This is a genomic window from Deltaproteobacteria bacterium, assembly GCA_016210045.1.
Taxonomy (GTDB): domain Bacteria; phylum UBA10199; class UBA10199.
In genome coordinates, this window is the sequence record JACQUX010000038.1 from 169600 (window position 1) to 194134 (window position 24535).

Here is a 24535-nt window from a genome sequence, read left to right on the forward strand (position 1 = left end):
ATTACAATTTCATGTTATGGGCCACGAACCAATGTTGCCCGCCGTCGGATGACACCAAATAGTTATGGATCGCTCCAGTCCCGAAGCCGAGATTGAAGAGTGCGAACGTCCCTTCCATGCTCATCGAGCCCGCCATCGACAGCGCATAGGCCGATCCGTCCGGATTGATGAGCGTATCGCCTTCCTGCAATGCGCCCGCGTGGATCCAGCGTTCCGTGCCGTGGCGTTGTACGCGCAATCGATGGATCGACGTCGTCTCGAGCGTGCCGAGTGCGCCGTTCGCGTCGGTCACGGCGAGCGAGAGCAGATCGGACGGAACGACGCCGTGCTGCATCAGTTGGCGCGGCGTCTGATACACGACGGCGCGCGTGTCCGGATCGAATCCCGCTACGGCCGGCAGTGGCTGTCCCGCAGCCTCCAACGCGGCGAGTGCGGCAAACGAAATCGTGCCGCCGTCCGCCGTGCGCAGCACCGCGCGTTCGGTGAAACAGCCGCCGTAGCCCTTGTTGCAACTCCCGACGTCGAAGCTGACTTCCGTGTCGGGATAGATGCCAAACAGCCACGCGGCGTCGTTGAATTCGACGTCGATCGTGCCTTCACCCTCGCACGCCGCCCAGTCGCCATCGCTCTGCTGTGTGCGGCATTCAATGGTCTCGACAGACGCGAGGATCTCTGCCGTCTCAGTCCACTGGGTCGCAGCCGCAGCGGCCAGCGGCCGTAGGGCCTCCGGTACACCGAGCGCGAAGTACGTCATTTGTTTGATCTCGTCGCACCCCTGGCCCAACACCAAATCGCCCGGATCGCGCAATCCGCCTAAGCGCACATAAATGGACAGCCCGCGCGCGGAGAGATCGGCCAAATAGTCTTTCGTGATGGCCGGGGCCTGCGCGTACGGATGGCTCGCGGGATAATAACCGCGCGGATCGATCCCGCTGCGCACCGAATGATCGAATGTGGCTTGGTCGACTTGCAGGACGTCTGCATCGCCGTCGCCCGGAACGCTGTTGAGGACCCACTTTCTTGCATACTCGCTGACCCGTGCGACCTCCAGAGACCAATCGAGCAACTCGGTGACCGCGCGCTGTTGCCCGATTGTGATGGGTCCGCCAGTGAGCGGTACAGCCGCGTAGCCGATCAGTCCGCGCAGATGGGCGCGATCGAATCGTTGCGGTGTCTCGGACGGCGTGGGAAGCAGGAAGTCGTCTTCACTGAGCATGCTGAACGGCGACACACGATCGAAGCGTTTGAGGATCGCGACGGCCTCGGGCGAGCAAAATATCGCGCTGGCGCTGCGTGAGATGGAGGTGAACGCGTCGACCGCCTCGCCACTGCCGGTCATATCCCAAATGGGATGTACTGCAGCACGGATGCACGGTGTCGGCGCCGCGGCCGTCGCCGCATTTGCCGTCGTTCCTTCCACTTCATATCCCGTCACCAGTTGCGCCAACGCTGTCCCGAGTCCAATTCCAACCATAAGTGCCTCCGCATGGGTTCCGTACTGTTCGCTGTATATCGGCGTCACGAAAAAAGAGTTGCTAAGAAAATGCCTGGCCGTTTCCGGGAGTCATTAGGGAACTCATGCCTGGCTTGAATACTCCGCAATCGACCCGCAGGGCTAGCGCCACGGGCGCGCTGATGGGGAGGCTCCAAATCCGCGAACGAGGACACGCGCACGCCGTCGTGCTTATGGCATGTTGCCTGCCGGGGGTGGGGGACAGTCTGGCATGTGCGGTTCCGCCGGGATATCGGCGGCGCAACGGAAGCCGATGAACTTGGAGCGCTGCGCGGGGTGCCACCGGCGGTCGGTGACATCGCGGATATCCGGGACCGTTTGATCGACGGCGATCGCGTCGTCACACTCATTCAGCGGATCGGAGTCTGGATTGATATGATACGCATTGCCAACTACGACGGGTAGTCTGTCTCCGTCGAGTTCCGCGGTCAGTTCATAGACCGGACCGACCAGGTCGTGGATCCCCAACGGATTGGCCGGTGCGGTGGCGACGGACAACGGCCGCTTGGTGCCGATCGCCATTTCGTCGGCGCGTAGTTCGCCGCTGCGGGTGCCGAACTGGTTGTTCCCGCCGGCGGTCGCCAGATATTGCCATTCGGCTAGTGTGAGGAGCCGTTTGCCGGCGGAAAAGGCGAAGAAGAGGGCCTCCCAGAGGGTCACTTTGACGACCGGCTGATTGGGAGCGCCATGAGATTGGGGCAGCCGCCGTTGCGTGGCGACGGGGACAATTCGCTCCACCTGCATCGCGTACGCATGGAAACGATGCTCGCTGCGATTCTGCCGAATCCACGCCTCCGCGTCGTTTTCGTTGCGGAAGCCGCCGACCAGCACGGAGTAGCGCCCGTCGATCTGACCGAAGACCGCGAAGGGCCTCGTGGCATAACGGCCGCAATGGGCATCGAAGGCCTCGTTCGTGACCACATGGGGATCACAGTAGAAGGGCGCGATGGCGACCACATGGAGGCTGCCGTCAACACCGCGGCTCGTGAAGCCCGTCATTCCCGCCACTTTGACCATTCCGATGAAATCCCCGGTGCCATATTCCATGACCGTGTTCGGCGCGGCCAGTTGCAGCGGGTTCGGTGAGGGCGCGAAAGGCGTGCGCCGCACACGTGGAGCGGCCTTCCCAACCGCGCGCTGGGCTGCGGCCTTGGCCTGTCGTTCTTCCTGTGCCCGTGCAGTGCGCAACGTGTCGATTGCGGCCATCACCAACGCGCGCCGTTGCCGACGGCGGATCTGCCACCAGTGCGCCGATTCCGGCAGTAGATCCAACAGGGCCGCGAGGGCGGGGACCGCGTCGGTGGCGGCCAGAGTCGAGACATGGCGCACCGCGGCGGCGACTGTGGACCATCGGTTACGCACGGTGCCGGCGTCGAGGCCCCGCAGGAAGGCCACTTGATGTTGGGTCGTGACCTGCTGCTCCGCTTGGCGGATTAATTGGGCCTGCTCGCCGGCGCTGCGTTGATCGCGGCCGGCCAAACGGCGGAGATTGACGAGGGCAATCTGCTGGCCCTGCGTGAGGAGTCCAAATACGGTGAAGGGCTCATCGACCACGGTCCGACGAGTGGCTTCATCCAGTCCATAGAGGATCTCGCGGACGGCCAGTTCGCGCTCACGATCGGGCAGGACCTCCAACAGCGTAATCGAGAGGATGTAGAGCAGTAGATCGCTGGCGGCATTCAACTGGTGGGTGGGGTACTCCACGACGGTGTGGACCAGTCGGGAGACCAGCCCGCGCAACAGGTCGCGCACAAATTCATACCGGCCGTCGACGGCGCGGATCACGTCGCCGCAATCGACGGCCAACATCTGACAGAATTGTTGCCATGGCAGTTCGTCGCCCGCAAAGCGTTCCGGAAAGTCGCGCGGAAACATCATACGCAGGATGACCTCGCTTCGGTCCTCGGCCGCGGCGAGGTTCACGACTCGACGCAAGTGATCGAAGTCCAGCAGGGAGCGCTCGGCAATCCATAACAGGCCATGATGGGGCGCGGCCGCCACCGGGCCCGAGGCCGTGGTCGCTAAAGCGGTTGACGGGCTGGTGGCATCAGTGACCGGGACTGCAGTCTCATTCGCGACAGCAGGTTCAGCGCTGGTCGGTGTAGGTGGCTGGGTCTCTCCGCTCATACTGAAATGCGGCACTGCGGCGAAGCGAGTGCTGGCGGGTTCGGACGGTGACAGCGCGTGTGCAAAGGTTACTGGTCGATCCGGGACATGCGAAAAGGTGTCGCCGTTGGCACAGCGGAGGAGTGGCGCAGTGGCTGCATCCGGAGCGATCGGGTGGTGAGGCCGATGGGGAGCGGTCGGTGGTTGTGTTCGCGTCCGTAACGAAGGCCGAGTGGTCGCGCTAGTCCGCCCCCCCCCGTCTCCCCAGCGTCGCATGTGTGTCGTGCGTCTCCAACTCATAACGTGGCTCTCCTCTTGTTCCGTGTATATCGGCCCTGCGAAAAAAAAGTTGCTGGATCAATGTGGGTAACTGGGAAACGTGCGTTTACGCCATCCACCCGCGCACCAGTGTGGCGAGCGCGTCCGGGGTGGGGTAGGTCCAGGGCCACACGCTCATCTGGTGCGCGAGCGTGCCGTCCGGTGTCACGAGCGCGACGCCGCGTTTGGGTCTCAGCCAGGAAGAAAGGCCGAGCGCGCGGAGCAGCACGGCCTGAGGATCGGCGATCAAGTCGAATGGCAGTCGATGCGTCTCGCGAAACTTCGTGTGTTGCTCCACAGTGCCGGTATTGATTCCCCACCACAGGCACGGCACGGCCTGCAGTGCCGCCCACATGTCGCGATAGGTGCAGAATTGTTTGGTGCATACCGGCGAGAAGTCGCCCGGATATGACAGAAACACCGTGTTCCGATCTGCGGCCAATATAGCCCGCACCGCTAACGCGCCACGTGTGGTTTCGAACGTCTGATCCAATATGTCCTGCAACGGAGCCACTGCTTGCGCCTTTCGCACATTCTACGCTAAGGCGAAAGTCCCATGCCACTCGATCGGTCACAAATTGCGGCGCGGCTGATGGAATTCGCGGCGCTGTTGGAATTGACGGGCGCCAATCCGTTCCGCGTCCGCGCGCTCGCCAACGGCGCGCGCGTGCTCGGCGGGCTGGCCTCGTTCGAGCGACTCTTGGCCACAGCGCAGCTCACGAGCATCAAAGGGATCGGAGAGGGGCTGGCGGAACATGTGCAAGAACTTGCGACCACCGGGACGTTGCAGGAGTGCGACGCGCTCGCCAAGACGATTCCGCCCGGGGTGGTAGAGATGCTCGATATCCCCGGCGTCGGGCCGAAGACGGCGCGGCGGCTGTGGCAAGAGTTGCAGCTGACGACGGTCGACGCGTTGGCCCAAGCGTGTGGCACACATCGGCTCGCCGCCGTCGCCGGAATGGGCGAGAAGACGGAGCAAAAGATCCTGCACGGGATCGACTATCTGCGCACGCAGCACGGACGCCATTTGTATCCGGGCGTCGCGTTGGTCGCATATGAACTGGCGGCCGCGTTGACGCGGAGTCGCGTAGTGCAGCGGATCGAAGTGGCCGGGAGTATTCGGCGCCACAACGAGATCGTGAAAGATATCGACTTGGTGGCGAGTACGCGCGACGCGGAACGGTTGATGGCCGCGTTCGTCGCGCATCCGCTGGTCGGTCGGGTCGTGCAACACGGGCCGACAATATCGAGCGTGCAATTACGTCCCGGATTTTCCGCCGATCTGCGTTGTGTGACCGAAACGGAATTTCCGTACGCGTTGCTCCACTTGACCGGCAGCAAGGCGCACAACGTGGCATTGCGCGCGCGCGCGCAGCAGATGGGGATGCAATTGAACGAATATGGATTATTCAAGAGCGACGGGACTGTCGAATCACTCGTGCCGTGTGTGGCGGAAGACGAAATCTATGCCGCGTTGCAGCTCGCATTCATCCCGCCGGAACTGCGCGAGGACTGCGGCGAGATCGCGGACGCAGCGAACGGCGCGTTGCCGGATCTGCTGACGTACGACGACTTGCAAGGCGTGTTTCATTGTCACACCACATACAGCGACGGGCGAGCGACGTTGGCCGAGATGGCGGACGCGGCGGCCGAACGCGGATTTCGGTACCTCGGCGTGACGGATCACAGTCAATCGGTGACCTACGCACGCGGTTTAGAACCGGCGCGGGTGCGCGAGCAGTGGCGCGAGATTGAACGGCTCAATACCAACGGCAAGATCCGGATCTACAAAGGGACGGAAGTCGATATCCTGAAAGACGGCGCGCTCGATTATCCGGATGAATTATTGCGCGGCTTCGATTTCGTGATCGCGTCCGTTCACACCCACTTCACACTCACGCGCGACGAAATGACCGCGCGCGTAATCCGCGCACTGCGCCATCCGGCGGTGCGGGTGTTGGGACATCCGACCGGACGGCTGCTGTTGTCGCGAGAACCGTTTGCGGTCGATCTCGAAGCCGTGTTGCGCGTGGCGGGGGAGGAGGGCGTCGTGGTGGAAACGAATTGCAATCCGCAGCGCGCGGAACTCGATTGGCGGCTGGCGCGCACGGCCCAAAGTTGCGGCGTGCGCACGATGATCTCGCCCGACGCGCATCACGTGGACGGACTCGACTACCTCCGCTTCGGCGTCGGGATCGCGCGCAAAGGCGGCTGGACGCGGGCGCACGTCGTGAATGCGTGGACGCCGCGCGCGGTGGAACGATGGCTCGGACAATGACGGTCCAGCCACTAGCCACCAGTCACCAGCCACCAACAAGGCGAGCGCCCCGCATCATGTCGTTATTGCGCGCCGCCTATCCCTCGATCCACGTCGCGCTGACCCACGACAACCCGCTGCAGCTGTTAATCGCGACCATTCTTTCCGCGCAGTGTACCGACGAACGCGTCAATCAAGTCACGCCGCGACTCTTTGCGCGCTATGTCACGGCCGCCGACTTCGCGACAGCCGCGACGGCGGAACTCGAAACGCTGATTCGGTCCACCGGTTTTTTCCGCAGCAAGGCGCGAAATATTATCGGTTGTTGTCGTGGCATCATGGAGCGATTCAATGGCGAAGTGCCGCCCCGACTCGACGACTTAGTCACGTTGCCCGGCGTGGGTCGCAAGACCGCCAACGTGGTCCTCGGGGCCTGTTGGGGGGTTCCGGGCGTCGTGGTCGATACGCATGTCAAACGAATCTCGAATCTTTTGGGCCTCACGCAATACGACGATCCGGAGAAAATTGAACGGGACTTGATGGCCTTGTTGCCACAATCCGACTGGAACGATTTCAGCCTCGCGCTCATTTGGCACGGCCGCCGCGTTTGCATCGCCCGCCGCCCCCGCTGCGCGGAATGCGTCTTGAGCGTGCTGTGCCCGAGCGCGCGCAGGAAGTAACTTTCGTTACTCCAGATATTGGAAAAGTTCGGCCCATGGAATGGCCAAAATTTGTCCGATGCGTTGTGCTCGCGCCACTTGGCACACAAGATACGCAGCGTGCGGCCGGTACTCTTTGCAAAAATGCGCCAGGCCTTTTGTGTCCGCGAGTGTGGGCCGTGCAGTTGCTTTGACTTCGATAGCAATGCGCTGTTGACCGGTCTCCAACACCATATCGACTTCATCCCCCTGCTTATGCCGCCAATAAAAGAGTTGCGTTCGGGGGGAGCGCCGCGCCATCAATTCCAGGACCATCAAATGCTCGAACAACACGCCTTGTTGGAGGGGGAGGAGTCCGGGACCATGCCCGATCTGCGCTGCGGCGTTGCGGACCCCGAGGTCGAAGAAGTAATACTTCGCCGTGCGGAACACGGCATCGCGCACTTGGCCGAAGGCGGGTAGGCGTTGGATAATCAGCGAATCTTCAAGGATTTGAAAATACTCCCGGATCGTGGTGTGGCTCAGTCCGATGCGCCCGCCGATCTTCGAGAAATTGGGCGCCCCACCCGATTCTAGGGCAGCCAAACGAAGAAATTGCGTAAAGCGCGGCACATTGCGAACCGCTGCCTCGGCGCGAATCTCTTCCTCCAAATAGAGGTGTGTATAGGCATTGAGATTGCCTTCGCGCTGCGTGAAGTCCGTTTGTGAAAGAATTCCGGGCAACATGCCATAGCGCAAGATTTCTCCCAGCCGAGAGAGGGGGAACCCAGTTTCTTGCCATGTCAACGGAGGCAGGAAGTGGAGTTGCACTCGGCCGGGGAGCCAGTTCGTGCGCAAACGTTTCATCTTCCGAGCCGACGAGCCAGTGGCGGCGAGAACGATGCGGCGATGATCCAGGAGAAATTGTAGCGGATCCATGACGGCAGGGATTTTCTGGATCTCGTCGATGTAGAGGAAGAGCGGCGTGCGGGAACGTTTCGCTTCGACCTCGCGCACGATGCACTCGGGGTCCTGTTCGATCGCTTCGCGTTGGGAGGGAAGTTGGAAATAATAGGTGAGACACTGCGCGGCGGGAAGCTGCGCGAACAGGGCCTCCAACAGCGTGGATTTTCCCGTCTGACGGGGGCCGAAGAGGAGAAACGACTGGCGGCGATCGAGTAGTTGCTGCAAGCGCGAGACGGCAGATCGAGGGAAAGTAGATGTTTCAAAATTGTTCATATATTGAAAGTACCACTTTCAATTCGAATTCGCTAGCAAAACATCAGGCGCGCATTGGCGGACGTGATTGCAGAAACCATTGACGTCGTGGGCTCAGGCTGCGTAGGATCATGCCTCACTTCGCAGGGAGGAGAACGTTTGTATGGCGAATCGAGAAGATCGGGTCAAAGAGAACGTCGCGGGGCTGTTTTTTGTCGACTCGCAGTGCATCGATTGCAATTTGTGTCGCGACACGGCGCCGGCAAATTTCAAGCAACACGAAGCGGGTGGCTATTCGTTCGTGTATAAACAACCGGAAACCGACGAAGAGCGTCAACAATGCCAAGAAGCCCTCGAAGCGTGCCCCGTTGAAGCGATTGGCAGTAATGGGACGTAGTGTGTCGCACACAGTAAATGAGCAGATCATCCAGAATAAGATAGACTGAGTCCCAGCTCCGGGAGGGGAGTGCGGGGGGCCTGCGGGCCGTTCGCCTCGTGTTACGGCGCTCGGCTCACTGAGACCTCGCTCGGTCGAGCTTCAACACCATAGTACTCCCTCGCTCAGACTCGCCCGCAGGCCCCCCGCACTCCCATCCCGGGACCATCGTTTCAATCCGGATAGTCAACCAATCAGATTGAATCATGTCCTTCGTGCTTCGGGGGGCAAGAGAGAAGGCCGTGCAGTGTTCGACTCCTCATAACCGGTTTGTGTCTCGATAAACATTGATCTTAAGAAAGAGGCTACCCAGGCACCGCTGTCTTATGGCCGGAGTCCAGGCCGGCGGGCGCCAGGGGCTCTCGCAGCCGTTTTCCCCTTGCGTAATCTAACGACGAAAACGGCGAGGGCGAGCGCGCGGCGGCTCGATGCCGCCGCGATAGCGTACCCTGGCGCCCGCCGGCCCGGGGCTCCGGCCCTTCGTGTGCCAGCAATGCGTGGACAGATGATCGTAAAGGCATACGTATGGCGTGCTGTTATCTCCGCTTCCCCTTCGCAACCGCCCACTCCACGAGCAGGTCTTGGAACGCGGGGTCGTTCTTGAGCGGGAAAAAGTCGTCGCCGATTTGGACCCACGTCTTGAGTTGGTGGCTGTTGTCGAGTGGTTGCGCTTGTTGCAGGGTCGCGATCGTTTTTGCCACATCGCCCGTCGCCGCGTAATAGCTGATTAGGGCCGTGAGGCCGCCGAATTCTTTGGTCACTTCGTCGAGTTTGACCTTTGCCACGCGTCGTTCGGCGTCGCGGGTTTTCCCCATCGTGGCGGCCAGCGCCGCAGTGAGCAGATCCGCTTCGTATTGGTGAGCGCCGCGCGTTGCGCGTCGGGCCTTGCTGTAGGCTTGGGTTGCTTTGCCGACGAACCGCTTGTTCATCGTCCCGTGATTTTTCAGAAAGAGGATCAGGTTGTGATACGCGACGCCGAGGTTGAGGTAGTAATGGTGCTCGTCGCCCGGCGCCGGCTTCACGCCCGCTTGGGCCTCGCCGATCCGCTCCATTTCCCGAATCAGCATCATGCCGCGTACGGAGGCTGGTTCCAAATAAAGACGCCGTACGGCCGCAGCGATCTCGCCGTCGGCCAGCAGCGTGACGACAGCGCCGGGAATTGCGGTCTGCAGCGGCATGTTTCGCGGTTTTTCGAGCAGCGCAGGGAGTGGACGCTTGCCACGGGATGCGGCGGGGCGCGCTTTGTCCTTCGCCGCGTGACTTTTCTTCTTCGTATCCGTCTTGGCGGCACTCTTACTCTTGGCCTCTGTCTTGGTGGACTTCCCCTTCGCGGCGGGAGTGCCTTTCTTGGTCGGAGGCTGCGGCGTCTTCGCCGGCGCCGTTTTCGGTGCAGTGCCGGCCTTTCGGCCTGATTGGACCCAGGTCGGATTAGCGGCCGCGCCGACGAACGGGGCCGCGAGCGCGACGATGAGGAACAGGGTCACCAAACTGCCGAACGGGCGTAGAATCTGCATGGGAGGTCGTATAGGGAAGAGTGCTCGCGCTGTCAAATCGACTGACAGCCATCATGCGTTTTCGCTAGCAACTTTTTTTCCACAATACCGATACTACTGGTAATGGTCATTTGATACCGGCTGCAGGACGAGCTCAAACGGGTTGCGATGCGACGGATTGCGAAGGCCCGACCCCCCGTAATATGCACCCAGCGTGTGCGAAGCATCGCACGCCGGACCGGAATCAACGTTCGTCTTCCCCTGCCACAACCCCATGGGGGACAACCCCTCCACCCCGTCTTGTCGATCGGCGTCCATCGGGGCGGATATCGTCTGGTGCAAGTCGGCTTTGGCGGCGCGGCCGTGCCCGTACTCCCGTGGCAATACGAGACCTTGGCCATGCGGTTGGCGCGGCATTTTCATCATAATGATGTCGCGCCCGATCCCTGTGCGTTGGAATTGGCGGCGACGGGTTTTGGAGATATGCCAGCGACTGAAAGTGTCTCGGTCGCGGCAGCGTGGGTGTTGAGCGGATCTGGAATGTTTGTTCGTGGTGGTGTCCCGCGTGGTCCGCTGCGCGTGGCATTGGCGACGCCAAACGACGCAGAGGCGGGGGGCGCGCAGATCAGTCACGGGCGCGCGTCTGCTGGCGTTGCAACGGCCGTTGCGAGCGCTCCGCCGAGCGAAGCGGACGGGATCGCGGCGGTCGATGCGGTGAAGCGGCGCTACGAATGTGAATTACGGCCGCGGATTGAAACGCTGCTGCAGATGACGGCGCAGCTCGTGGATGGGTCGGTGCCGTTGGTCATCCCGTGGCTCCGAGCGGCCATTGAGGCCATTGATCGGTTGAAGGGCGAGTTACATGACATTGCGAAGCGTTTTTCTGCGTATCCCACCCCTTCGACGTATGCCCACATCGTGCGGCACAATACGCTTGCGCCGCTCGGCACGTCCCTCATGATGTTGCAGCTTAAGATGGAGGTTGAGACCCAGCATCTCCCGTGGGTCGCATGGCTCCTCCCGGCATTCGGCGCCACGCCGCGGTTGTTGAAACACTTGGCAGATGCGGCGATGGGGCCGGTGCGCGTCGAGGCCGTGCGGCGGGGGATCAAGGAGGAGCCGGTCCGGTTGGAGCACGTGCAATTGGCCGTGACCATTTCAGACGCGCAGGCCGAGCAACTGTTGGAGGTGTTCCGCAATTTGGCGACCAATGGAATCGTCCACGGATGGGAGGGACGGGCGGATGAATTCGATCTGACTGCGGCGGAGGCGCAGCGCCGCTTCGTGCGGCTGAGCTTCAAGGAGGGTCAGTTAGTTTACGAAGATAACGGGCAGGGGATTCCCCCGGAAGTGATCGACGCCGTGGCGTTGGCCGATTGGACGGCGATTGCGCAGCGTTCGCAGACGCGTGGTACTGGCAGCGGTCTTGGCCTGGAACATTTTGTGCGCACCATGGATTTACTTGGCTGGTCGTGGAGCTTCGGACCACGATCCGGTGGCGGGACGCGGATCGTCTGTACCCCAAATCCGGAAGATCTCGCCCATCGCCCGGCATATTCCCCCGGTTCATAACTTCATTTGAATGGGGACAGGTACCTTCAAATGCCCGTAGAGTGGGCATTTGAAGGTACCTGTCCCCACTGCGATTACTTTATGGGGCGAGGAGTTGGGCGGTGCGCAGTACGGCGGCCAGCCGGTCCCGATTGGCGGGGGCCATTGGGGTGAGGGGGAGGCGCCAGGCCTCTTCGCAGCGGCCCATTAGTGCCAGCGCGGTCTTCACCGGGATCGGGTTGGATTCAATGAATAGGGCTTGATTCAGTGCGTACAGCGCTTGGTGGAGGCGTGCGGCCGTGGCGGTATCGCCCCGTTGCCACGCGTTCCACAATTCCGCCACGCGGCGCGGCGCGACGTTCGCAGTGACGGAAATAGCGCCTTGGTACCCGATCGCATAGAGCGGATAGTTGAGCGCATCTTCGCCGGACAACAACGCGAACGTATCGGACACTGCGGCCCGATGTTCCGTGGCCTGGGTCAGCGAGCCGGAGGCGTCTTTGAGGCCGACGATGTTGTTAATGCCCGCCAAGCGCGCGACGGTCGGCGGCAGCAAGTTGACGCCGGTGCGGCCGGGAACGTTGTACAAAATGATCGGCAACGGTGTCGCGGCGGCCACGGCTTGGAAGTGCTGCGCCAATCCCTCTTGCGTCGGCTTGTTGTAATACGGCGTGACGTGCAGCAGGCCGTCGGCTTTACATTCGGTGCAGAGCGTGGTCAGTTGCGTGGCCTTTTCGGTGATGTTGGCGCCCGCGCCCGCGATGACCGGCACGCGGCCGCGCGCTTGTGCCACCGTGAATCGCACGACGCGCGCATATTCTTCCAGCGTCAGCGCCCCGGCCTCTCCGGTCGTCCCACACGGCACGAGGCCATGCACGCCTTCGGTAATCAGCCATTCGACGTGGTCGCGAAACGCCGCTTCGTCGATCGCATTGCCTTTGAACGGAGTGATGACGGCGGGGAAGATGCCAGTGAACATGAAACGCCCCCTATTTGGTGACTAGTCACCCCTTTACGCACTTACAGGCACACTCCCCGAAAAAACCAATTCGGCCGGACCGGTCAGGTGGAGTTCGTGGGTCTCGCGGTCCCAATTCACCTTCACGGTGCCGCCCGGCATTTTGACTTCCACGTCGCGTTCGGTGTGGCCGTTCAGGACCGACGCCACGACGACCGCGCAGGCCCCGGTGCCGCAGCCGCGGGTCTCGCCGGTGCCGCGCTCCCAGACCCGCATTTCGATTTCGTTCGGGCTGACGGTGCGGGCGAATTCGACGTTAATGCGGCGCGGAAAGGCATGATAGGTCTCGACCAACGGACCGAATTTGGTCACAGGAAAGTCTTGTGGATTTTCGACGAAAATCACGCAGTGCGGATTGCCGATCCCGCAACAGGTAATGCGCAGTTCGCGCCCTTCCATCCGCAGCGGGCGATTGATGATCCGGCCGTTCAAGCTGACGCCGATCTCTTTCCCCTTTAATTGGGGGACGCCCATGTTGACGCGATATTGCTTGCCGATCGGCGTGACGCTGTAAAACCCGCCCAACGTTTCGATGTTGACGCTCTTCTTTTTGACCTCTTTGCGGTCGAACAGATACTTCGCGACGCACCGAATGCCGTTGCCGCACATCTCGGCCTCGGAGCCGTCGGCATTGAAGGCCTGCATTTTGAAATCGCCGTCTTTGCGGCGCGTCGTGGAGATCAGCAGCATTTGATCCGCGCCGATGCCGGTGGACCGGTTACAGAGCTGCCGTGCGGTCCGTCCGGGGTGTTGCAGCGTCCAACCGCGCAGGTCGAAGATCACGAAGTCGTTGCCCGTGGCGTACATCTTGACAAAGGGACGGGCTTGTGAGCGTTGGGCCATACTTATCCTTATATTCCTTTATAAAGGACCGGGAGCCGCTTGTAGCAATCGCATGGGGGCGCTGTCAAAGAAAATGGGCTTCATTCGTCGGATAATCTGCTGTTTCTTGGCCTGTGCCGTGGGATTTCCCGGATATGCGGCGGCCGCAGCCGGTCGATTTCGGGTCATGGGGGATGGGGCCCTGACCGGGACGCGGGGGAAGGGAACCGCGACGGTCCGGTATCGCGGTGCCGACGGGCAATACCTGGCCGAGGGATTACGCACCATCAATAACTTCTTCGGGACCTCCTATGACCGCCCCACCGAGCGGATTGAACTCCGGCTGCTGGAATTGCTCGACGCGGTCCAAGACCATTTTGGCGGTCGCGCGATCGTGTTGCGATCCGGTTTCCGCAGCCCGTCCGAGAATAATGGCCTGCGGCGACAAGGCAAGCTGGCCGGGCAGTCGAGCATGCACATCGAGGGAGGCGCGGTGGACTTTCACTTGGCCGGTGTGGCGTCGGCTGAAGTCGCGGCGTATGCCCGCTCGTTGGAAGTGGGCGGCGTGGGCTATTATCACGGCCGAGAGGTCCACCTCGACACCGGCCCGGTCCGGCAGTGGGACGAACAGACGTCCGGGACCGAGAGTCGGGAGCCGCAGCGGAATGCCAAGATCATCCTGCAGACCGAATATGACCACTACCGCCCCGGAGAGCCGGTGCGGCTGCGCTGGATGCGGATCACCGAGTTTCCCGTGGCCGTCCCGCTCCGGGTCACGCTCGAATGTGATCGGGATGGGCGGGCCACGTCGCTGGGAGAGGTGATGCTACAGTACGGCGAAGGGGTGCTGCACCGTAAAGACGGCTGCGCCGTGCTGGAGACGCGGGCGGCGGCGCGGAGCCCCGTGTGGGTGGCGGCAGTCGGCGACCGGTGTGGGGCCCGGCATCGGCTGCGGGTCCGTTTCTGTGAACGGCCGTCGGAAGCGATGCCGGCGGAGGTCACGTCCAATATTTTCCAAATCGATGATTGACTATCTCGGCAGCTTACAGCATAACCCCGCCCGAATCTGAATCTGCAGGCCGCCGCACAGACCACCCCGAATGTAGGAATTTCATAACGCCCGACCGACTACGACCACTGCATGCTGCGCCCTCAACTCACTGACCATTCCCTTAAGGAGGATCTCCCCCATGCATCTCAATGAACTGAAGCGAATGAAATTCGGCGATCTTGTCGAAATGGCCAACGGCTTCCGGGTCGAAAATGCGGCGGGCATGCGCAAACAAGATCTGATCTTTGCGCTGCTCCAATCGCAGGCCAGCCAAGATAAGGCGATCTACGGCGAAGGCGTCTTGGAAATCCTTCCCGACGGGTTCGGTTTCTTGCGCTCCCCCGATTACAGCTATCTCCCCGGTCCCGACGACATCTATGTCTCGCCGTCGCAAATTCGTCGCTTCAGCCTGCGCACCGGCGATACGGTCGCAGGGGAAATCCGGCCGCCGAAAGAAGGCGAACGCTACTTCGCATTGCTCAAAGTGGAGACGATCAACTTTGAAAGTCCCGAAAAGGCGAAGACCAAGCTGCTCTTCGACAACTTGACGCCGCTCTATCCGAACCAACGCTTCAAACTCGAGACCAGCGATCCGGAAAATTACTCGATGCGGATCATGGAACTGCTGACGCCGCTCGGCAAAGGGCAGCGCAGCCTGATCGTCTCGCCGCCGCGGGCCGGCAAGACCGTGTTGTTGCAAAATATCGCCAACGCGCTGACCGGGAACTTCCCCGAAGTGAAACTGATCGTCCTGTTGATCGACGAACGGCCGGAAGAAGTGACCGACATGCAGCGCTCCGTGAAGGGCGAAGTCGTCAGTTCCACCTTCGATGAACAGGCCTCGCGGCACGTGCAGGTCGCCGAAATGGTCATCGAAAAGGCGAAGCGGTTAGTGGAACACCAACACGACGTGGTCATTTTGCTCGACAGCATCACCCGGCTGGCGCGCGCGTACAACACCGTGGTCCCGCCGTCGGGCAAGATCCTCTCCGGCGGCGTCGACGCCAATGCGTTGCACAAACCGAAGCGCTTCTTCGGCGCGGCTCGGAACGTGGAAGAGGGCGGCAGCCTCACCATCATCGGGACCGCGTTGATCGACACCGGGAGCCGGATGGACGAAGTCATCTTCGAAGAATTCAAGGGCACCGGCAACATGGAAATCCACCTCGATCGCCGGCTGATGGAAAAGCGGATCTTCCCGTGCATGGACATTAATAAGTCCGGCACGCGGAAGGAAGAACTGCTGCTGGAAGATGGCGTGTTGAAGCGTGTCTGGGTATTGCGCAAACTGTTGCAACCGCTGAATCCGATCGACTCGATGGAATTCCTGCTCGATAAAATGGGTCATACGAAGAATAATCGCGAATTCCTGGATAGCATGAACAAGTAGGAGTGGTATGGCAATCACTGCCCTGTGTCGTTGGCTGAAAGGGTCGACGCGCAAAGTCGGCGCGCCTGCTACAGCGCGTGTGTCGCGTCCTGTGGCGCAGCACTTTGGCACGCTGGAGCGGTTTGCGCAACGGCCGACGCCGTACCAATTCGGCCGCGACCGAGAGGCGTTGCAGCTTGTCGAGTTGGCGTGGGGCGTTGTTAGCGAGCACGACATGCTCATGAATGCTCGGCGCACGGCCGGCAAGAATATAGAGTTGATCCGTGATTGTGAGCGGCGTTGGTGTCGTGCGATCCGCAGTTTTGCTGAATATGCGGTCCCTCGTTTCCCTGACACGATGGCGCGGGTGGCCGTACTCTCATCCTTCCAACAGCAGGGATTTCAAGCGGCATTGCCGTTTGGCGTGTTCGCGATCGCGGCACGGCGTGGCGACGTCGATTTCGTCGTCAGTGCATATCCGCTCGCGGCCGGGGCGCGCGAAGTACTCGCGATCCGCGCGGGTGGAACGGCGCTGGAAATTCTCGACGAGGCCGACTTGGAGCCGGAAGCCGATTGGTTGAATGATCTCCTCGGGGCGACCACCCTCGTGGTCGCAGCGCGCGACGCGGCGTAAAGTCGTCGTGTTGTCATTTTGGCAACACGACGACTGCATCGGTGATCGCACTCAAATTCGGGATGTGGAGCTGAAAGCGGCCTAAGCGGGTAAAGAGTTGGGCGGAACGGCCACCGTCCAAGTTGAGCGCCGACCGACAGCCGAGCCCGCCCTGTTTTTCGGTGCGCCGGAACAAATCGGCTAGCGTGGCCGTTTCCATCGGCGCGTGTTCCGTGATCGCCACGACAACTTTCCCCTGCGGCGTGATCCCGAGCGCGGAACGGTCATCGGTGCCGGGCCGCAGCGGAGGAAGGGCGCCATCCACCAGCAGGCGCGGTCCTGCTTGCACGGCCATCGTCGGATTCGTGTCGGGACGAAAATCGCGTTGCGCCACGATGCGTGGTTGATGGCCGTGGATTGCAAAAACACCCCACCAACTGGTGTTCTTGAGCGGCGAGCGAATCTTGCCGCCTTGAATCCGGAGCCCCAACGGTTCCAGTTCCGGCGAAAAAAACCCGCCGTTGATCGCGAGCAGTGCCTTCGAGCGCTCCGCCAATTCGCGGACCGAGGTGCTCTTTTGGGAAAAATCTTTGGCGAGCGCGACGCTGAAGCGATACTTCGCCGGATCGATCCGAAACGCGTGGACGTAACTTTCGGTATTGGGTCCCGCCGCCGCGAGCTTGGCATATTCAAACCCCGGCGCGAGCGTCATCCACGTCGTCGGCGCCGCAATCGCCGGCGTGATACGGAGACAGAAGAGGCAGAGGATGAGTGCTCGAAGGCGCATATGTTAAGGGGTGACTGGTGGCTAGTGGCTGGTGATACGTGGTCCGTTCCCCAGTCACCAGCCACCAGTCACCAGTCACGATTCACCGCACATCCACCACCGCTCCGTCTTGCAGCCCTTCCGCCCCTTTGACGACCACTAAATCGCCGCTGTGCACGCCGCTGGCCAGCGTGGCTTCTTCGTCGTCGATCCCTTTCACGACGACCGGCTGCAGCCGGGCGACGCCGCTTTGGATGATATAGACATGGGGTCGCCCGTTTTTCAACGTGAGCGCTGAGGCCGGGACGAGAAAAATATCGTGGACCTTGGTCGTGCGGAAATCCGCGAACGCGCGCATTCCGATTTTCAGCGCCGCGAGTGGATTGGGCAGCGCCGCCCAAACGGCGAATGTGGAGCCCGGCATTTCCAGGCTGGGCCCGACGAAGCGGACGGTGGCCTCGAAAGTCTCTCCGGGAAGTTCTTCGATCCGAATTCGGACCGAGTCGCCAGGCGCGATCGATCCGGCTTCGTCGGCCGTGAGATGGAATTGCGCGAGCAGCGGATCCGGCGCGACGATTTCCAGCGCCGGCACGCCGGCGGCGAGGTTTTGGCCGACGCTCGCGCCGCGCCGCACCACCATCCCGCCGATTGGACTCGAGACGGTGCCCGCGGCCAGTTCCTGTTCCAACGCGGCGATCTCTGCGTCGGTGCGTTCGGCGCGCGCCGCACTCAGTTCGACCTCTTTCTCCACGCCGGCGTACTGCAGATCGTCCATTTTTTTCTCGTCCCGCAACTTGTCCCGATTCTCCAACAAATAGCGGTTCCGGTCGAATTCGGCCGCCGCCTCGCGGCGCGTCGCGCGCAATTGTGCCAACGCCGATTGGCGCGTGCTCAGATCGAGACTCACGATGGGATCGCCTTTATTGACGACGTCCCCTTCGGTCACAAATATTTTTTCGATGCGCACTTCGCGAGGAAAAGAAATTTCCGCGCGGTCACTGGCCGCCAACGTGGCCGGAGCGGTAATTTGCGGACTGGCCTGGCGCGATTCCACGGTGGCGACGACGACCGATTGCCCGATCCCGTGTCCTTTGAACAGACGACCGCACGCCGCCGTCCCCACGGCCACACTCAACACCATGCAGAGCCCCCGCTGCATGGGCCGGTCATAGAGGGTCGAGCGAGTGGGGTCAAGGGGGAGAGGGGGCTTTTGTGCTTACCGTGTGGATGGCGACGTGCGTGACGCCGGGAGGGTTGTTCCGGCCGGCATCGATTCGGTATTGGCAGGAGTGATGGCGCGTTCCATCGGCTGCGTCGCCAGTGGCGATGGGTCGATGGCGCCGCACAGCCGCGTGTTGAGCGGGGCGCCAAGAGTGCCCGCGGCGCAGCGTTCCACACGCGTGGGAGCGTTGCCGCCGCCGCATTTGGAGCAATCGCAGGCGTTGTGGCCGTCGGGTGAGGGGATGTCGGTCGGGGCTTGCTCGTTGCAGCAGATCGGGCAGTCGGAGTTTGTCCCGCCTGCGTCTCCGCTGGTCCCGCCGTTTCCCGCGTTCGCGCTGGTTCCCTCGGCACGATCCCCACCCTCACCTGGATTGCAACCACAGGTCATCGGTCCACTGGGCGTCGGAAGCGGCATCCCAGGCGTCATGATGGGTGCTTGCTTGCCGGCGTTTTGCAGTGCGCAGGAGGCAACGGGATCGATCAGCGGCGCCTTAGCGGCGAAGCACCCATACGTGATCGTCGCGACGGCCTGACGGCACCAATTGGCGGTCTCTGCATCGGGCGTTGGTGAAAACGTGCCGAGCAGTCCGACTTCCGCGTGTCCGAAGCCGACGCCCTCGCCCCCGACATGCACGCTCCCCGAATGATACACGCCGAGACCGAGTTCTCCGCCGACGTTTTTGGTGATCCCGCCGCCGCCTCCATACGTCCCGTCGGGATTTTTTCCACCCCATCCGCCGATGGTCGATCCTCCTTTGGTCGTGTACCAAATTTCGCCACGCTGCTTGTTCTTGCCGTTCGGATTTTCCGGAGGCTTCGGCGTTGATCCCGGCGGGAGCGGGATCTCCACAGGGGGCGCCTCGATCGGTTTCCCCACCCCCTGATTCGGTGTGGTGTAGTCGTTTGGATCTTCCGCCGTCGCAGGAGGCGCTGCTTGATTGCCGCCTTCCGGTTTTTCAGGCTTGGCGGTCTGTTCGCGAGGAGCCGCGCCCGGATCCTCGGCACTCGTTCCCGGCGCTGTGCTTGGAGCCTCTGCTGCCTGCTCGTTCGGTGTCGCCGCCCCGCCGAACAGCTTCGTGGGATCCACAGTCAGGCATTTGGCAGAAAGCGCCTCCATCCCTTCCACGCCCTTGGTGAGTGGCGGTTGTCCGGAGACTGTGCCGTTGCTTGCGCGTCCGGGCGTATATTCCTCGCCCGGCGGTTGCAATTGGCCGAAGTCGCAAAAAGGGTTCACCGCGCCGCTTTCCGGGCACGCACCGGGCTCCGCAATGTTCATCATCGGCTGAGTGAGCGGGCCGCCGCTCAGTGCCGCAGTCTTGTCGAGCATGGCCGCAAACGTCGCGGGACCGGTGTCTTCCATGGCTTCGATCATGGAGCGTTCCGCCAGACACCACCACCCCACGACGGCCGGTGTCGGTGTCTGGAGGGTATTCAGCTGCGCGGGGAGGGAAAGGGTCGAGCCGATCTGTTGCGCGGTGAACGTCTGTTGTAGCGTATTACATTGCTGTAAGGTCATCGTGATCGATTGCGCGCAGGTCTCCGTGAGTCCGTTGGGGCAAAGGTGGGTGGCCATTTGGGAACGAATCAGCTGCTCGTTGGTCGGCGGCGTAGGGTCCGCCGCCCCGTACAGCCACTGCCAGGCCAAGTTCCGTGTCGCCGCAGGGCGCGCCGCAGTCAGCCCAAGGCACAGCAACAGCAAAGAACCACGAAGACGAGTCCAGACCATACCCAAAGAATTATCGGTGATTCGTTGTCGGGTGTCGAGATTTCTCTCGAGCCGTTGCACCATCTTGACACGCGCGGCGAAACTTATCATATACGGCGCCCATGATTGAGGTCCGGAATATTGCGAAGGCGTTCGGTGCGATTCGGGCGGTGCAGGATATCTCGTGTACCATCCAACGCGGCGAAGTGGTCGGATTGCTCGGGCCCAACGGCGCCGGCAAATCCACGACCATGCGCATGATGACGGGCTATTTGCAGCCGGACGCCGGGGTCGTGCGGATCGGCGGGATCGACGTGGCCACCGATCCGCTCGGCGCGCGCGCCTTGATCGGCTATCTCCCGGAGAGTGCGCCGTTGTATCACGACATGGAAGTGACCGATTTTCTCGACTACATCGCAGCGCTACGCAAACTCGCCGCCCCGGTGCGGCGGGAACGGATCCGCGAGATGGTCGAACTGTGCGGGCTGAAGAGCGTGGTCGGGCGACCGATCGCGGAATTATCGAAGGGATATCGCCAACGCGTCGGCTTGGCCGCCGCGATGCTCCCCCACCCGCCGGTCCTGATCCTCGACGAACCGACCACCGGCCTCGATCCGAATCAAATTCAGGAAATCCGCGACGTGATCCGCAACATCGGCCGCGAACGCACGGTCGTACTCAGCACGCATATCATGCAGGAAGTCGAAGCGGTCTGTAGTCGCGCGCTGATCATCCATCGCGGCCAATTGGCCGGCGAAGGAAGTCTGGCCGAATTAGTGAACCAACAATCGGGGCAAGTCCGGTTCGCGATGCTCGTGAATGCGGCGGAAGGGATGTTGCGGGAGCGCGCGCGCCAATTCAATCAGGGGAGTCTCGTGACGTGTCGTCGGCTGGACGGCGAATGGCATGAAGCGGTGTTCACGGCGCACGGCGGTGTGGCGGGCGAGGATCTGTTTCAATGGGTGGTCGCGAACGGCTGGCGATTGCGGGAATTGCGGCGCGAGGCGGTCAGTCTGGAAGACGTCTTCCGGGAGTTGACACGGCAATGAACACGGTGCTCACCATCGCACGGCGGGAGTGGCTCGCGTATTTTCGCTCGCCGATCGCGTATGTTTTTTTGGTCACGTATTTAGCGCTGACCGCCTTTCTCTTCTTCCGCAGTTTTTTCCTGATCGGCGAAGCGGAACTGCGCCCGTTCTTCATGCTGATGCCGTGGATCTTCCTCTTTTATGTCCCGGCCGTGGCGATGGGGAAGTGGGCGGAAGAGCGGAAACAAGGGACGTTGGAACTCCTGCTCACGTTGCCGGTCGCGGATCGGGACGTGGTGTTGGGCAAATTTTTCGCCGGACTCGGCTTAATCGCCGCCGCGCTGCTGTGCACCTTCCCAATGACCTTCACGGTCTCGTTGCTCGGGACGCTCGATTGGGGCGCAGTCTGTGGGGCCTACCTCGGGCTGCTCTGCCTCGGTGGCGCGTATTTAGCGGTCGGGCTGGTCGTCTCGAGCCTCACGCAAAACCAGATCGTCGCGTTCATCATCGCGGTCGTGGCCTGTTTCTTGTTGCTCGTGATCGGCGAACCGATCTTCACCGTGGCCATGCCGCAGGGCGTGGTCCCGTTTTTCCAATATTTGGGCCTGGGGTATCATTTCGAATCGATCGGCCGCGGCGTGATCGACACCCGCGACGTGGTCTATTACGTCTCGCTGATCGGATTCTTTTTGTGGGTGAATTGGCAAATCATTTTGAAGCGTAGATAACGATTATGAAACGATCGGCTCCTATTAGCGGTGTGGCGATTGTCCTGACGCTGCTCGTGGTCAATTTCTTGGCGAGTAGGCATTTCGCGCGACTCGATCTGACCGCGAATCGCGAATATACGCTGGCTGCGGCCACGAAAGAGACGCTGCGCGGTTTGCAAGACGTGATCACGATCCGCGAATATTTCAGCCGGGATCTGCCGCCGCAGCTGACGTCGATCAAGCGCGGTGTTACGGACATTCTCGGCGAATACCAACGCTATGGCGCGGAGAATATCCAAGTCGAAGTCCTCGATCCGCAGGCCAATCCGCAGACCGAACGCGAAGTGATGATCCTCGGGATCAACCCGCTGGAAGTGAATGTGGTCAAGAAAGACAAGCAGGAATTGGCGCGCGTCTTCATGGGCCTCGTGTTGTTGTACGGCGACGACAAAGAAATCATTCAAATCGACCCGCGCGAGCCGACGCGTCATTTGGAAGAATGGCTGACCGGCGGGATCGTGAAGCTGACGCGGGACAAACAACCGAAGATCGGTTGGGCGGCGCCGACCACGCGGCCGGAAGGCTCCGGATTCAACATCGCGCGTAAGTTCTTAGAAGAACGCTACGGCGTGGAGAACATCGACGCCAAGTCGCCGCAACTCGACCCGACGAAACTCGACGCGGTCGTGCTGGTCTCTCCGCAAGACGCGACGCCGGAGCTGCCGTACGCGCTCGATCAATATCTCGGCGCCGGCGGAAAAGTCGTGTTGTTCCTCGACCGCGTGCAAGTCGAAGAACGCGGCTTTAGCGGGACCAAGCAGGCGTCCGGATTGGAACCGCTCTTGGAGGCCTATGGCGTGCAGAGCACCGGCAAGCTCGTCGCCGATGCCTCGGCGAATTATGCCTCGTTCCAATCGCAGATGTTATCGCAGATGTTCACGTACACCGTGCCGTATCCCTTTTGGCCGGCATTGCGCGGCGCCGGCCTGGACCGCGAGCATCCGGTCGTGAGCAAATTGGAACTCTTGACGTTGCCGTGGGCGACTGCGCTCGAAGTAGCGGCGACCGTCCCGGCGGGGCTGACGGCGAAGGTGTTGGCGCGGACTTCACCGAAGAGCGGGTTGTTGGCGGGCGAGCCGCCGTACACGCTCGATCCGGAGTCAGCCGCCGGCGCGATTCCGGCCAATCCCGGCGCCGGGTTCCCATTGATTGTCGCCGTGGATGGCCAATTTCCGGATGCGTTCGCGGCCGGAGGATTGGCACGACCGGTCTCTGCGGAAGGAAAACCCGCACTGCCGCGCGGGACGACGCCGGGCCGCCTGATTGTGATCGGGACCGCGCATTTGTTGGAAGATCGTTTCGTCGGACAGCGCCAATTCGCCGAAGGTGTCGCGTTTTTTGCCAACGTGATCGATCACTGCACGATCGGCGACGCGTTGATCGGGATCCGTTCTCGTCCCGTCACCGCGCGACCGATCAGCCGCGATTTTTCCGAAGCGGATCGCGCGCTGATTCGCTATGCGAACTTGATCGGCGTGCCGTTGTTAGTGGTCGGCGCCGGGTTGTTCTGCCTGGCGCTGCGCCGCAAACGCTGGGCCGCGCTGCGCGCCGTGTACGGGCAATAACGTATGCAACTCAAACATCGTCCTTATTGGTACCTCCTCTTCGCGATCGCATTCGCCGGCGTGGTCCTCTGGATCGAACGGCCGGATCGGGAATCGATTCGTGTCGCGGAGTCGCAGCCACTATTCGCCGGGTTGCAGTCTGAACAGATCGCGCGGATCGAGATCGAGCAACTGCTGGATGGCGTACAGTTGGTCCGCGACGGGACGCAATGGATGATCCGCCCGTTGACGTCGACGTTGAAGGCCTCGGTGACCGAGGCGGAGGCGCAGCCGACTGCGGATGCCCCGGAGACTGTGTCGGCCGCGCCGGCGTCGCCAGCCGACGCGACGCTGATTGCATCGGCGTTGGAGACGTTGACGAAACTCGAAGTCGGCGGCGTAGCGAGCCGGAATCCGGACGCGCACGACAAATTGCAAGTCGGAAAACTGGCGCTGCAAGTGCGCGCGTTCGACGCCGCAGGCAAGGCGTTGGCCTCGCTGCGGATCGGCGGCCAAGGCCCCGATTTCCTGAGCAGCTACGTGCGCGCCGGCGACGCGCCGAATGTCTATTTGGTTCGCCAACAATTGCGCAGCCATTTCCCGACCCGCTTGGCGCCATGGCGCGATAAAGTGATTTGGAAGCTCGACCCGGATCTAATCACGTCCGTGCAACTCGACCGCAAGACCGGCAACTTGGCGATCGCGAAACAGCCCGATGGCTTATTCGCGCGCAGCGATGTCGCCACGCCAACTCCGCTGGATGCGGCGAAATTGCGGGAGTGGTTCAGCGGCTGGACCGGACTCAATGCCGTCGAGATCGCGGAAACTGCGGATCCGAAAACCACCGGTCTCGACGACACGAAAGATCGTTTGATTGTCAAATTGCAAGATGGGACCGAACGGATGCTGTTGCTCGGTAAAGCGGCCACGCACGGCTCCTACTTCGCGAAGCTAGCCGACCGCGATACCGTGTTCGTGTTGCCGACGACTTTCCAATCCGTGATGACCGCCGACGTCGCCCAATGGGTCCCAGCCGCCGAACCGCCCGCTTCCACCGCCGAGTCGTCTGCGCCGGTTGCGGAATAACGCACTGCCTTG

At 61.7% G+C, this 24535-nt stretch carries 21 protein-coding genes; 11 read left to right on the forward strand and 10 right to left on the reverse strand.

Annotated elements, in window-relative coordinates:
• Position 1: 1 nt before the first annotated feature.
• From HY696_11290 to HY696_11300, 3 genes are all read right to left on the reverse strand, one after another.
• Entirely contained in the window at positions 2-1474 is a 1473-nt protein-coding gene (locus HY696_11290) for a hypothetical protein (GenBank protein ID MBI4238979.1), read from the reverse strand.
• 210 nt (positions 1475-1684) lie between these two features.
• On the reverse strand, positions 1685-3919 hold the full coding sequence (locus HY696_11295; protein ID MBI4238980.1) for an SUMF1/EgtB/PvdO family nonheme iron enzyme: 2235 nt from the start codon (positions 3917-3919) through the stop codon (positions 1685-1687).
• Between the two features lie 85 nt (positions 3920-4004).
• Positions 4005-4451 carry a peroxiredoxin family protein gene (locus tag HY696_11300; protein ID MBI4238981.1) on the reverse strand — a complete coding sequence of 149 codons (447 nt, stop codon included), beginning with the start codon at positions 4449-4451 and terminating at the stop codon, positions 4005-4007.
• Between the two features lie 42 nt (positions 4452-4493).
• Between HY696_11300 and polX the strand changes: the two genes are divergently transcribed.
• On the forward strand, positions 4494-6215 hold the full coding sequence (polX, locus tag HY696_11305) for a DNA polymerase/3'-5' exonuclease PolX (protein ID MBI4238982.1): 1722 nt from the start codon (positions 4494-4496) through the stop codon (positions 6213-6215).
• Positions 6212-6874, forward strand: a complete 663-nt coding sequence (nth, locus tag HY696_11310; GenBank protein ID MBI4238983.1) for an endonuclease III — start codon at positions 6212-6214, stop codon at positions 6872-6874. The genes polX and nth overlap by 4 nt, the downstream gene beginning before the upstream one ends.
• Before the next feature lie 6 nt (positions 6875-6880).
• Here nth and HY696_11315 read toward each other — a convergent pair whose 3' ends face one another.
• On the reverse strand, positions 6881-8023 hold the full coding sequence (locus HY696_11315) for an ATP-binding protein (GenBank protein MBI4238984.1): 1143 nt from the start codon (positions 8021-8023) through the stop codon (positions 6881-6883).
• A gap of 190 nt (positions 8024-8213) precedes the next feature.
• Between HY696_11315 and HY696_11320 the strand changes: the two genes are divergently transcribed.
• Positions 8214-8447 (forward strand): ferredoxin, encoded by a 234-nt coding sequence (locus HY696_11320; protein ID MBI4238985.1) that lies wholly within the window; start codon positions 8214-8216, stop codon positions 8445-8447.
• Positions 8448-9022: 575 nt separating this feature from the next.
• On the opposite strand, the gene HY696_11325 is transcribed toward HY696_11320, so the two are convergent.
• Positions 9023-10000, reverse strand: coding sequence for a hypothetical protein (locus tag HY696_11325; GenBank protein MBI4238986.1), 978 nt, complete (start codon positions 9998-10000; stop codon positions 9023-9025).
• A 279-nt stretch (positions 10001-10279) separates the two neighbouring features.
• Between HY696_11325 and HY696_11330 the strand changes: the two genes are divergently transcribed.
• Positions 10280-11551: an ATP-binding protein gene (locus HY696_11330; protein ID MBI4238987.1), complete on the forward strand. Its 1272-nt coding sequence runs from the start codon at positions 10280-10282 to the stop codon at positions 11549-11551.
• Between the two features lie 79 nt (positions 11552-11630).
• Here the strand turns inward: HY696_11330 and HY696_11335 are convergent, their stop codons facing one another.
• Both HY696_11335 and HY696_11340 read right to left on the reverse strand, forming a co-directional pair.
• Positions 11631-12509: a 4-hydroxy-tetrahydrodipicolinate synthase gene (locus HY696_11335; protein ID MBI4238988.1), complete on the reverse strand. Its 879-nt coding sequence runs from the start codon at positions 12507-12509 to the stop codon at positions 11631-11633.
• Positions 12510-12542: 33 nt separating this feature from the next.
• On the reverse strand, positions 12543-13391 hold the full coding sequence (locus HY696_11340; GenBank protein MBI4238989.1) for a diaminopimelate epimerase: 849 nt from the start codon (positions 13389-13391) through the stop codon (positions 12543-12545).
• Between the two features lie 52 nt (positions 13392-13443).
• Here HY696_11340 and HY696_11345 point away from each other — a divergent pair, with 52 nt between their 5' ends.
• From HY696_11345 to HY696_11355, 3 genes are all read left to right on the forward strand, one after another.
• Complete coding sequence (locus HY696_11345) at positions 13444-14400, forward strand: YcbK family protein (protein MBI4238990.1); 957 nt, start codon at positions 13444-13446, stop codon at positions 14398-14400.
• Positions 14401-14560: 160 nt separating this feature from the next.
• On the forward strand, positions 14561-15811 hold the full coding sequence (gene rho, locus HY696_11350) for a transcription termination factor Rho (GenBank protein ID MBI4238991.1): 1251 nt from the start codon (positions 14561-14563) through the stop codon (positions 15809-15811).
• A gap of 7 nt (positions 15812-15818) precedes the next feature.
• Positions 15819-16424 (forward strand): hypothetical protein, encoded by a 606-nt coding sequence (locus HY696_11355; GenBank protein MBI4238992.1) that lies wholly within the window; start codon positions 15819-15821, stop codon positions 16422-16424.
• Between the two features lie 13 nt (positions 16425-16437).
• On the opposite strand, the gene HY696_11360 is transcribed toward HY696_11355, so the two are convergent.
• The 3 genes from HY696_11360 to HY696_11370 form a co-directional block, all read right to left on the reverse strand.
• The gene (locus HY696_11360; protein MBI4238993.1) at positions 16438-17190 is read right to left on the reverse strand and encodes a phosphodiester glycosidase family protein; all 753 of its coding nucleotides are present in this window, start codon (positions 17188-17190) and stop codon (positions 16438-16440) included.
• An 82-nt stretch (positions 17191-17272) separates the two neighbouring features.
• The gene (locus HY696_11365; protein ID MBI4238994.1) at positions 17273-18328 is read right to left on the reverse strand and encodes an efflux RND transporter periplasmic adaptor subunit; all 1056 of its coding nucleotides are present in this window, start codon (positions 18326-18328) and stop codon (positions 17273-17275) included.
• A gap of 57 nt (positions 18329-18385) precedes the next feature.
• Entirely contained in the window at positions 18386-20116 is a 1731-nt protein-coding gene (locus HY696_11370; protein MBI4238995.1) for a hypothetical protein, read from the reverse strand.
• Between the two features lie 101 nt (positions 20117-20217).
• Here HY696_11370 and HY696_11375 point away from each other — a divergent pair, with 101 nt between their 5' ends.
• The 4 genes from HY696_11375 to HY696_11390 are packed head-to-tail and all read left to right on the forward strand — an operon-like array spanning position 20218 to position 24523.
• Positions 20218-21144, forward strand: coding sequence for an ATP-binding cassette domain-containing protein (locus tag HY696_11375; protein ID MBI4238996.1), 927 nt, complete (start codon positions 20218-20220; stop codon positions 21142-21144).
• Positions 21141-21851 carry an ABC transporter permease subunit gene (locus tag HY696_11380; protein ID MBI4238997.1) on the forward strand — a complete coding sequence of 237 codons (711 nt, stop codon included), beginning with the start codon at positions 21141-21143 and terminating at the stop codon, positions 21849-21851. Before HY696_11375 ends, HY696_11380 begins: the two co-directional genes overlap by 4 nt.
• 5 nt (positions 21852-21856) lie before the next feature.
• On the forward strand, positions 21857-23458 hold the full coding sequence (locus HY696_11385) for a GldG family protein (GenBank protein MBI4238998.1): 1602 nt from the start codon (positions 21857-21859) through the stop codon (positions 23456-23458).
• A gap of 3 nt (positions 23459-23461) precedes the next feature.
• Positions 23462-24523, forward strand: coding sequence for a DUF4340 domain-containing protein (locus HY696_11390; GenBank protein ID MBI4238999.1), 1062 nt, complete (start codon positions 23462-23464; stop codon positions 24521-24523).
• The last annotated feature ends 12 nt before the right edge of the window (positions 24524-24535 follow it).

Bases quoted from the DNA above. Each gene is read 5' to 3' on its own strand.
- HY696_11385 (MBI4238998.1), top strand. From the start codon at position 21,857: ATGAAACGATCGGCTCCTATTAGCGGTGTGGCGATTGTCCTGACGCTG.
- HY696_11375 (MBI4238996.1), top strand. From the start codon at position 20,218: ATGATTGAGGTCCGGAATATTGCGAAGGCGTTCGGTGCGATTCGGGCG.
- HY696_11325 (MBI4238986.1), bottom strand. From the start codon at position 10,000: ATGCAGATTCTACGCCCGTTCGGCAGTTTGGTGACCCTGTTCCTCATC.
- nth (MBI4238983.1), top strand. From the start codon at position 6,212: ATGACGGTCCAGCCACTAGCCACCAGTCACCAGCCACCAACAAGGCGA.
- HY696_11345 (MBI4238990.1), top strand. From the start codon at position 13,444: ATGGGGGCGCTGTCAAAGAAAATGGGCTTCATTCGTCGGATAATCTGC.
- HY696_11380 (MBI4238997.1), top strand. From the start codon at position 21,141: ATGAACACGGTGCTCACCATCGCACGGCGGGAGTGGCTCGCGTATTTT.
- HY696_11340 (MBI4238989.1), bottom strand. From the start codon at position 13,391: ATGGCCCAACGCTCACAAGCCCGTCCCTTTGTCAAGATGTACGCCACG.
- HY696_11370 (MBI4238995.1), bottom strand. From the start codon at position 20,116: ATGGTCTGGACTCGTCTTCGTGGTTCTTTGCTGTTGCTGTGCCTTGGG.
- HY696_11335 (MBI4238988.1), bottom strand. From the start codon at position 12,509: ATGTTCACTGGCATCTTCCCCGCCGTCATCACTCCGTTCAAAGGCAAT.
- HY696_11365 (MBI4238994.1), bottom strand. From the start codon at position 18,328: ATGCAGCGGGGGCTCTGCATGGTGTTGAGTGTGGCCGTGGGGACGGCG.
- HY696_11355 (MBI4238992.1), top strand. From the start codon at position 15,819: ATGGCAATCACTGCCCTGTGTCGTTGGCTGAAAGGGTCGACGCGCAAA.
- HY696_11360 (MBI4238993.1), bottom strand. From the start codon at position 17,190: ATGCGCCTTCGAGCACTCATCCTCTGCCTCTTCTGTCTCCGTATCACG.
- HY696_11290 (MBI4238979.1), bottom strand. From the start codon at position 1,474: ATGGTTGGAATTGGACTCGGGACAGCGTTGGCGCAACTGGTGACGGGA.
- HY696_11320 (MBI4238985.1), top strand. From the start codon at position 8,214: ATGGCGAATCGAGAAGATCGGGTCAAAGAGAACGTCGCGGGGCTGTTT.
- HY696_11295 (MBI4238980.1), bottom strand. From the start codon at position 3,919: ATGAGTTGGAGACGCACGACACACATGCGACGCTGGGGAGACGGGGGG.
- rho (MBI4238991.1), top strand. From the start codon at position 14,561: ATGCATCTCAATGAACTGAAGCGAATGAAATTCGGCGATCTTGTCGAA.
- HY696_11390 (MBI4238999.1), top strand. From the start codon at position 23,462: ATGCAACTCAAACATCGTCCTTATTGGTACCTCCTCTTCGCGATCGCA.
- polX (MBI4238982.1), top strand. From the start codon at position 4,494: ATGCCACTCGATCGGTCACAAATTGCGGCGCGGCTGATGGAATTCGCG.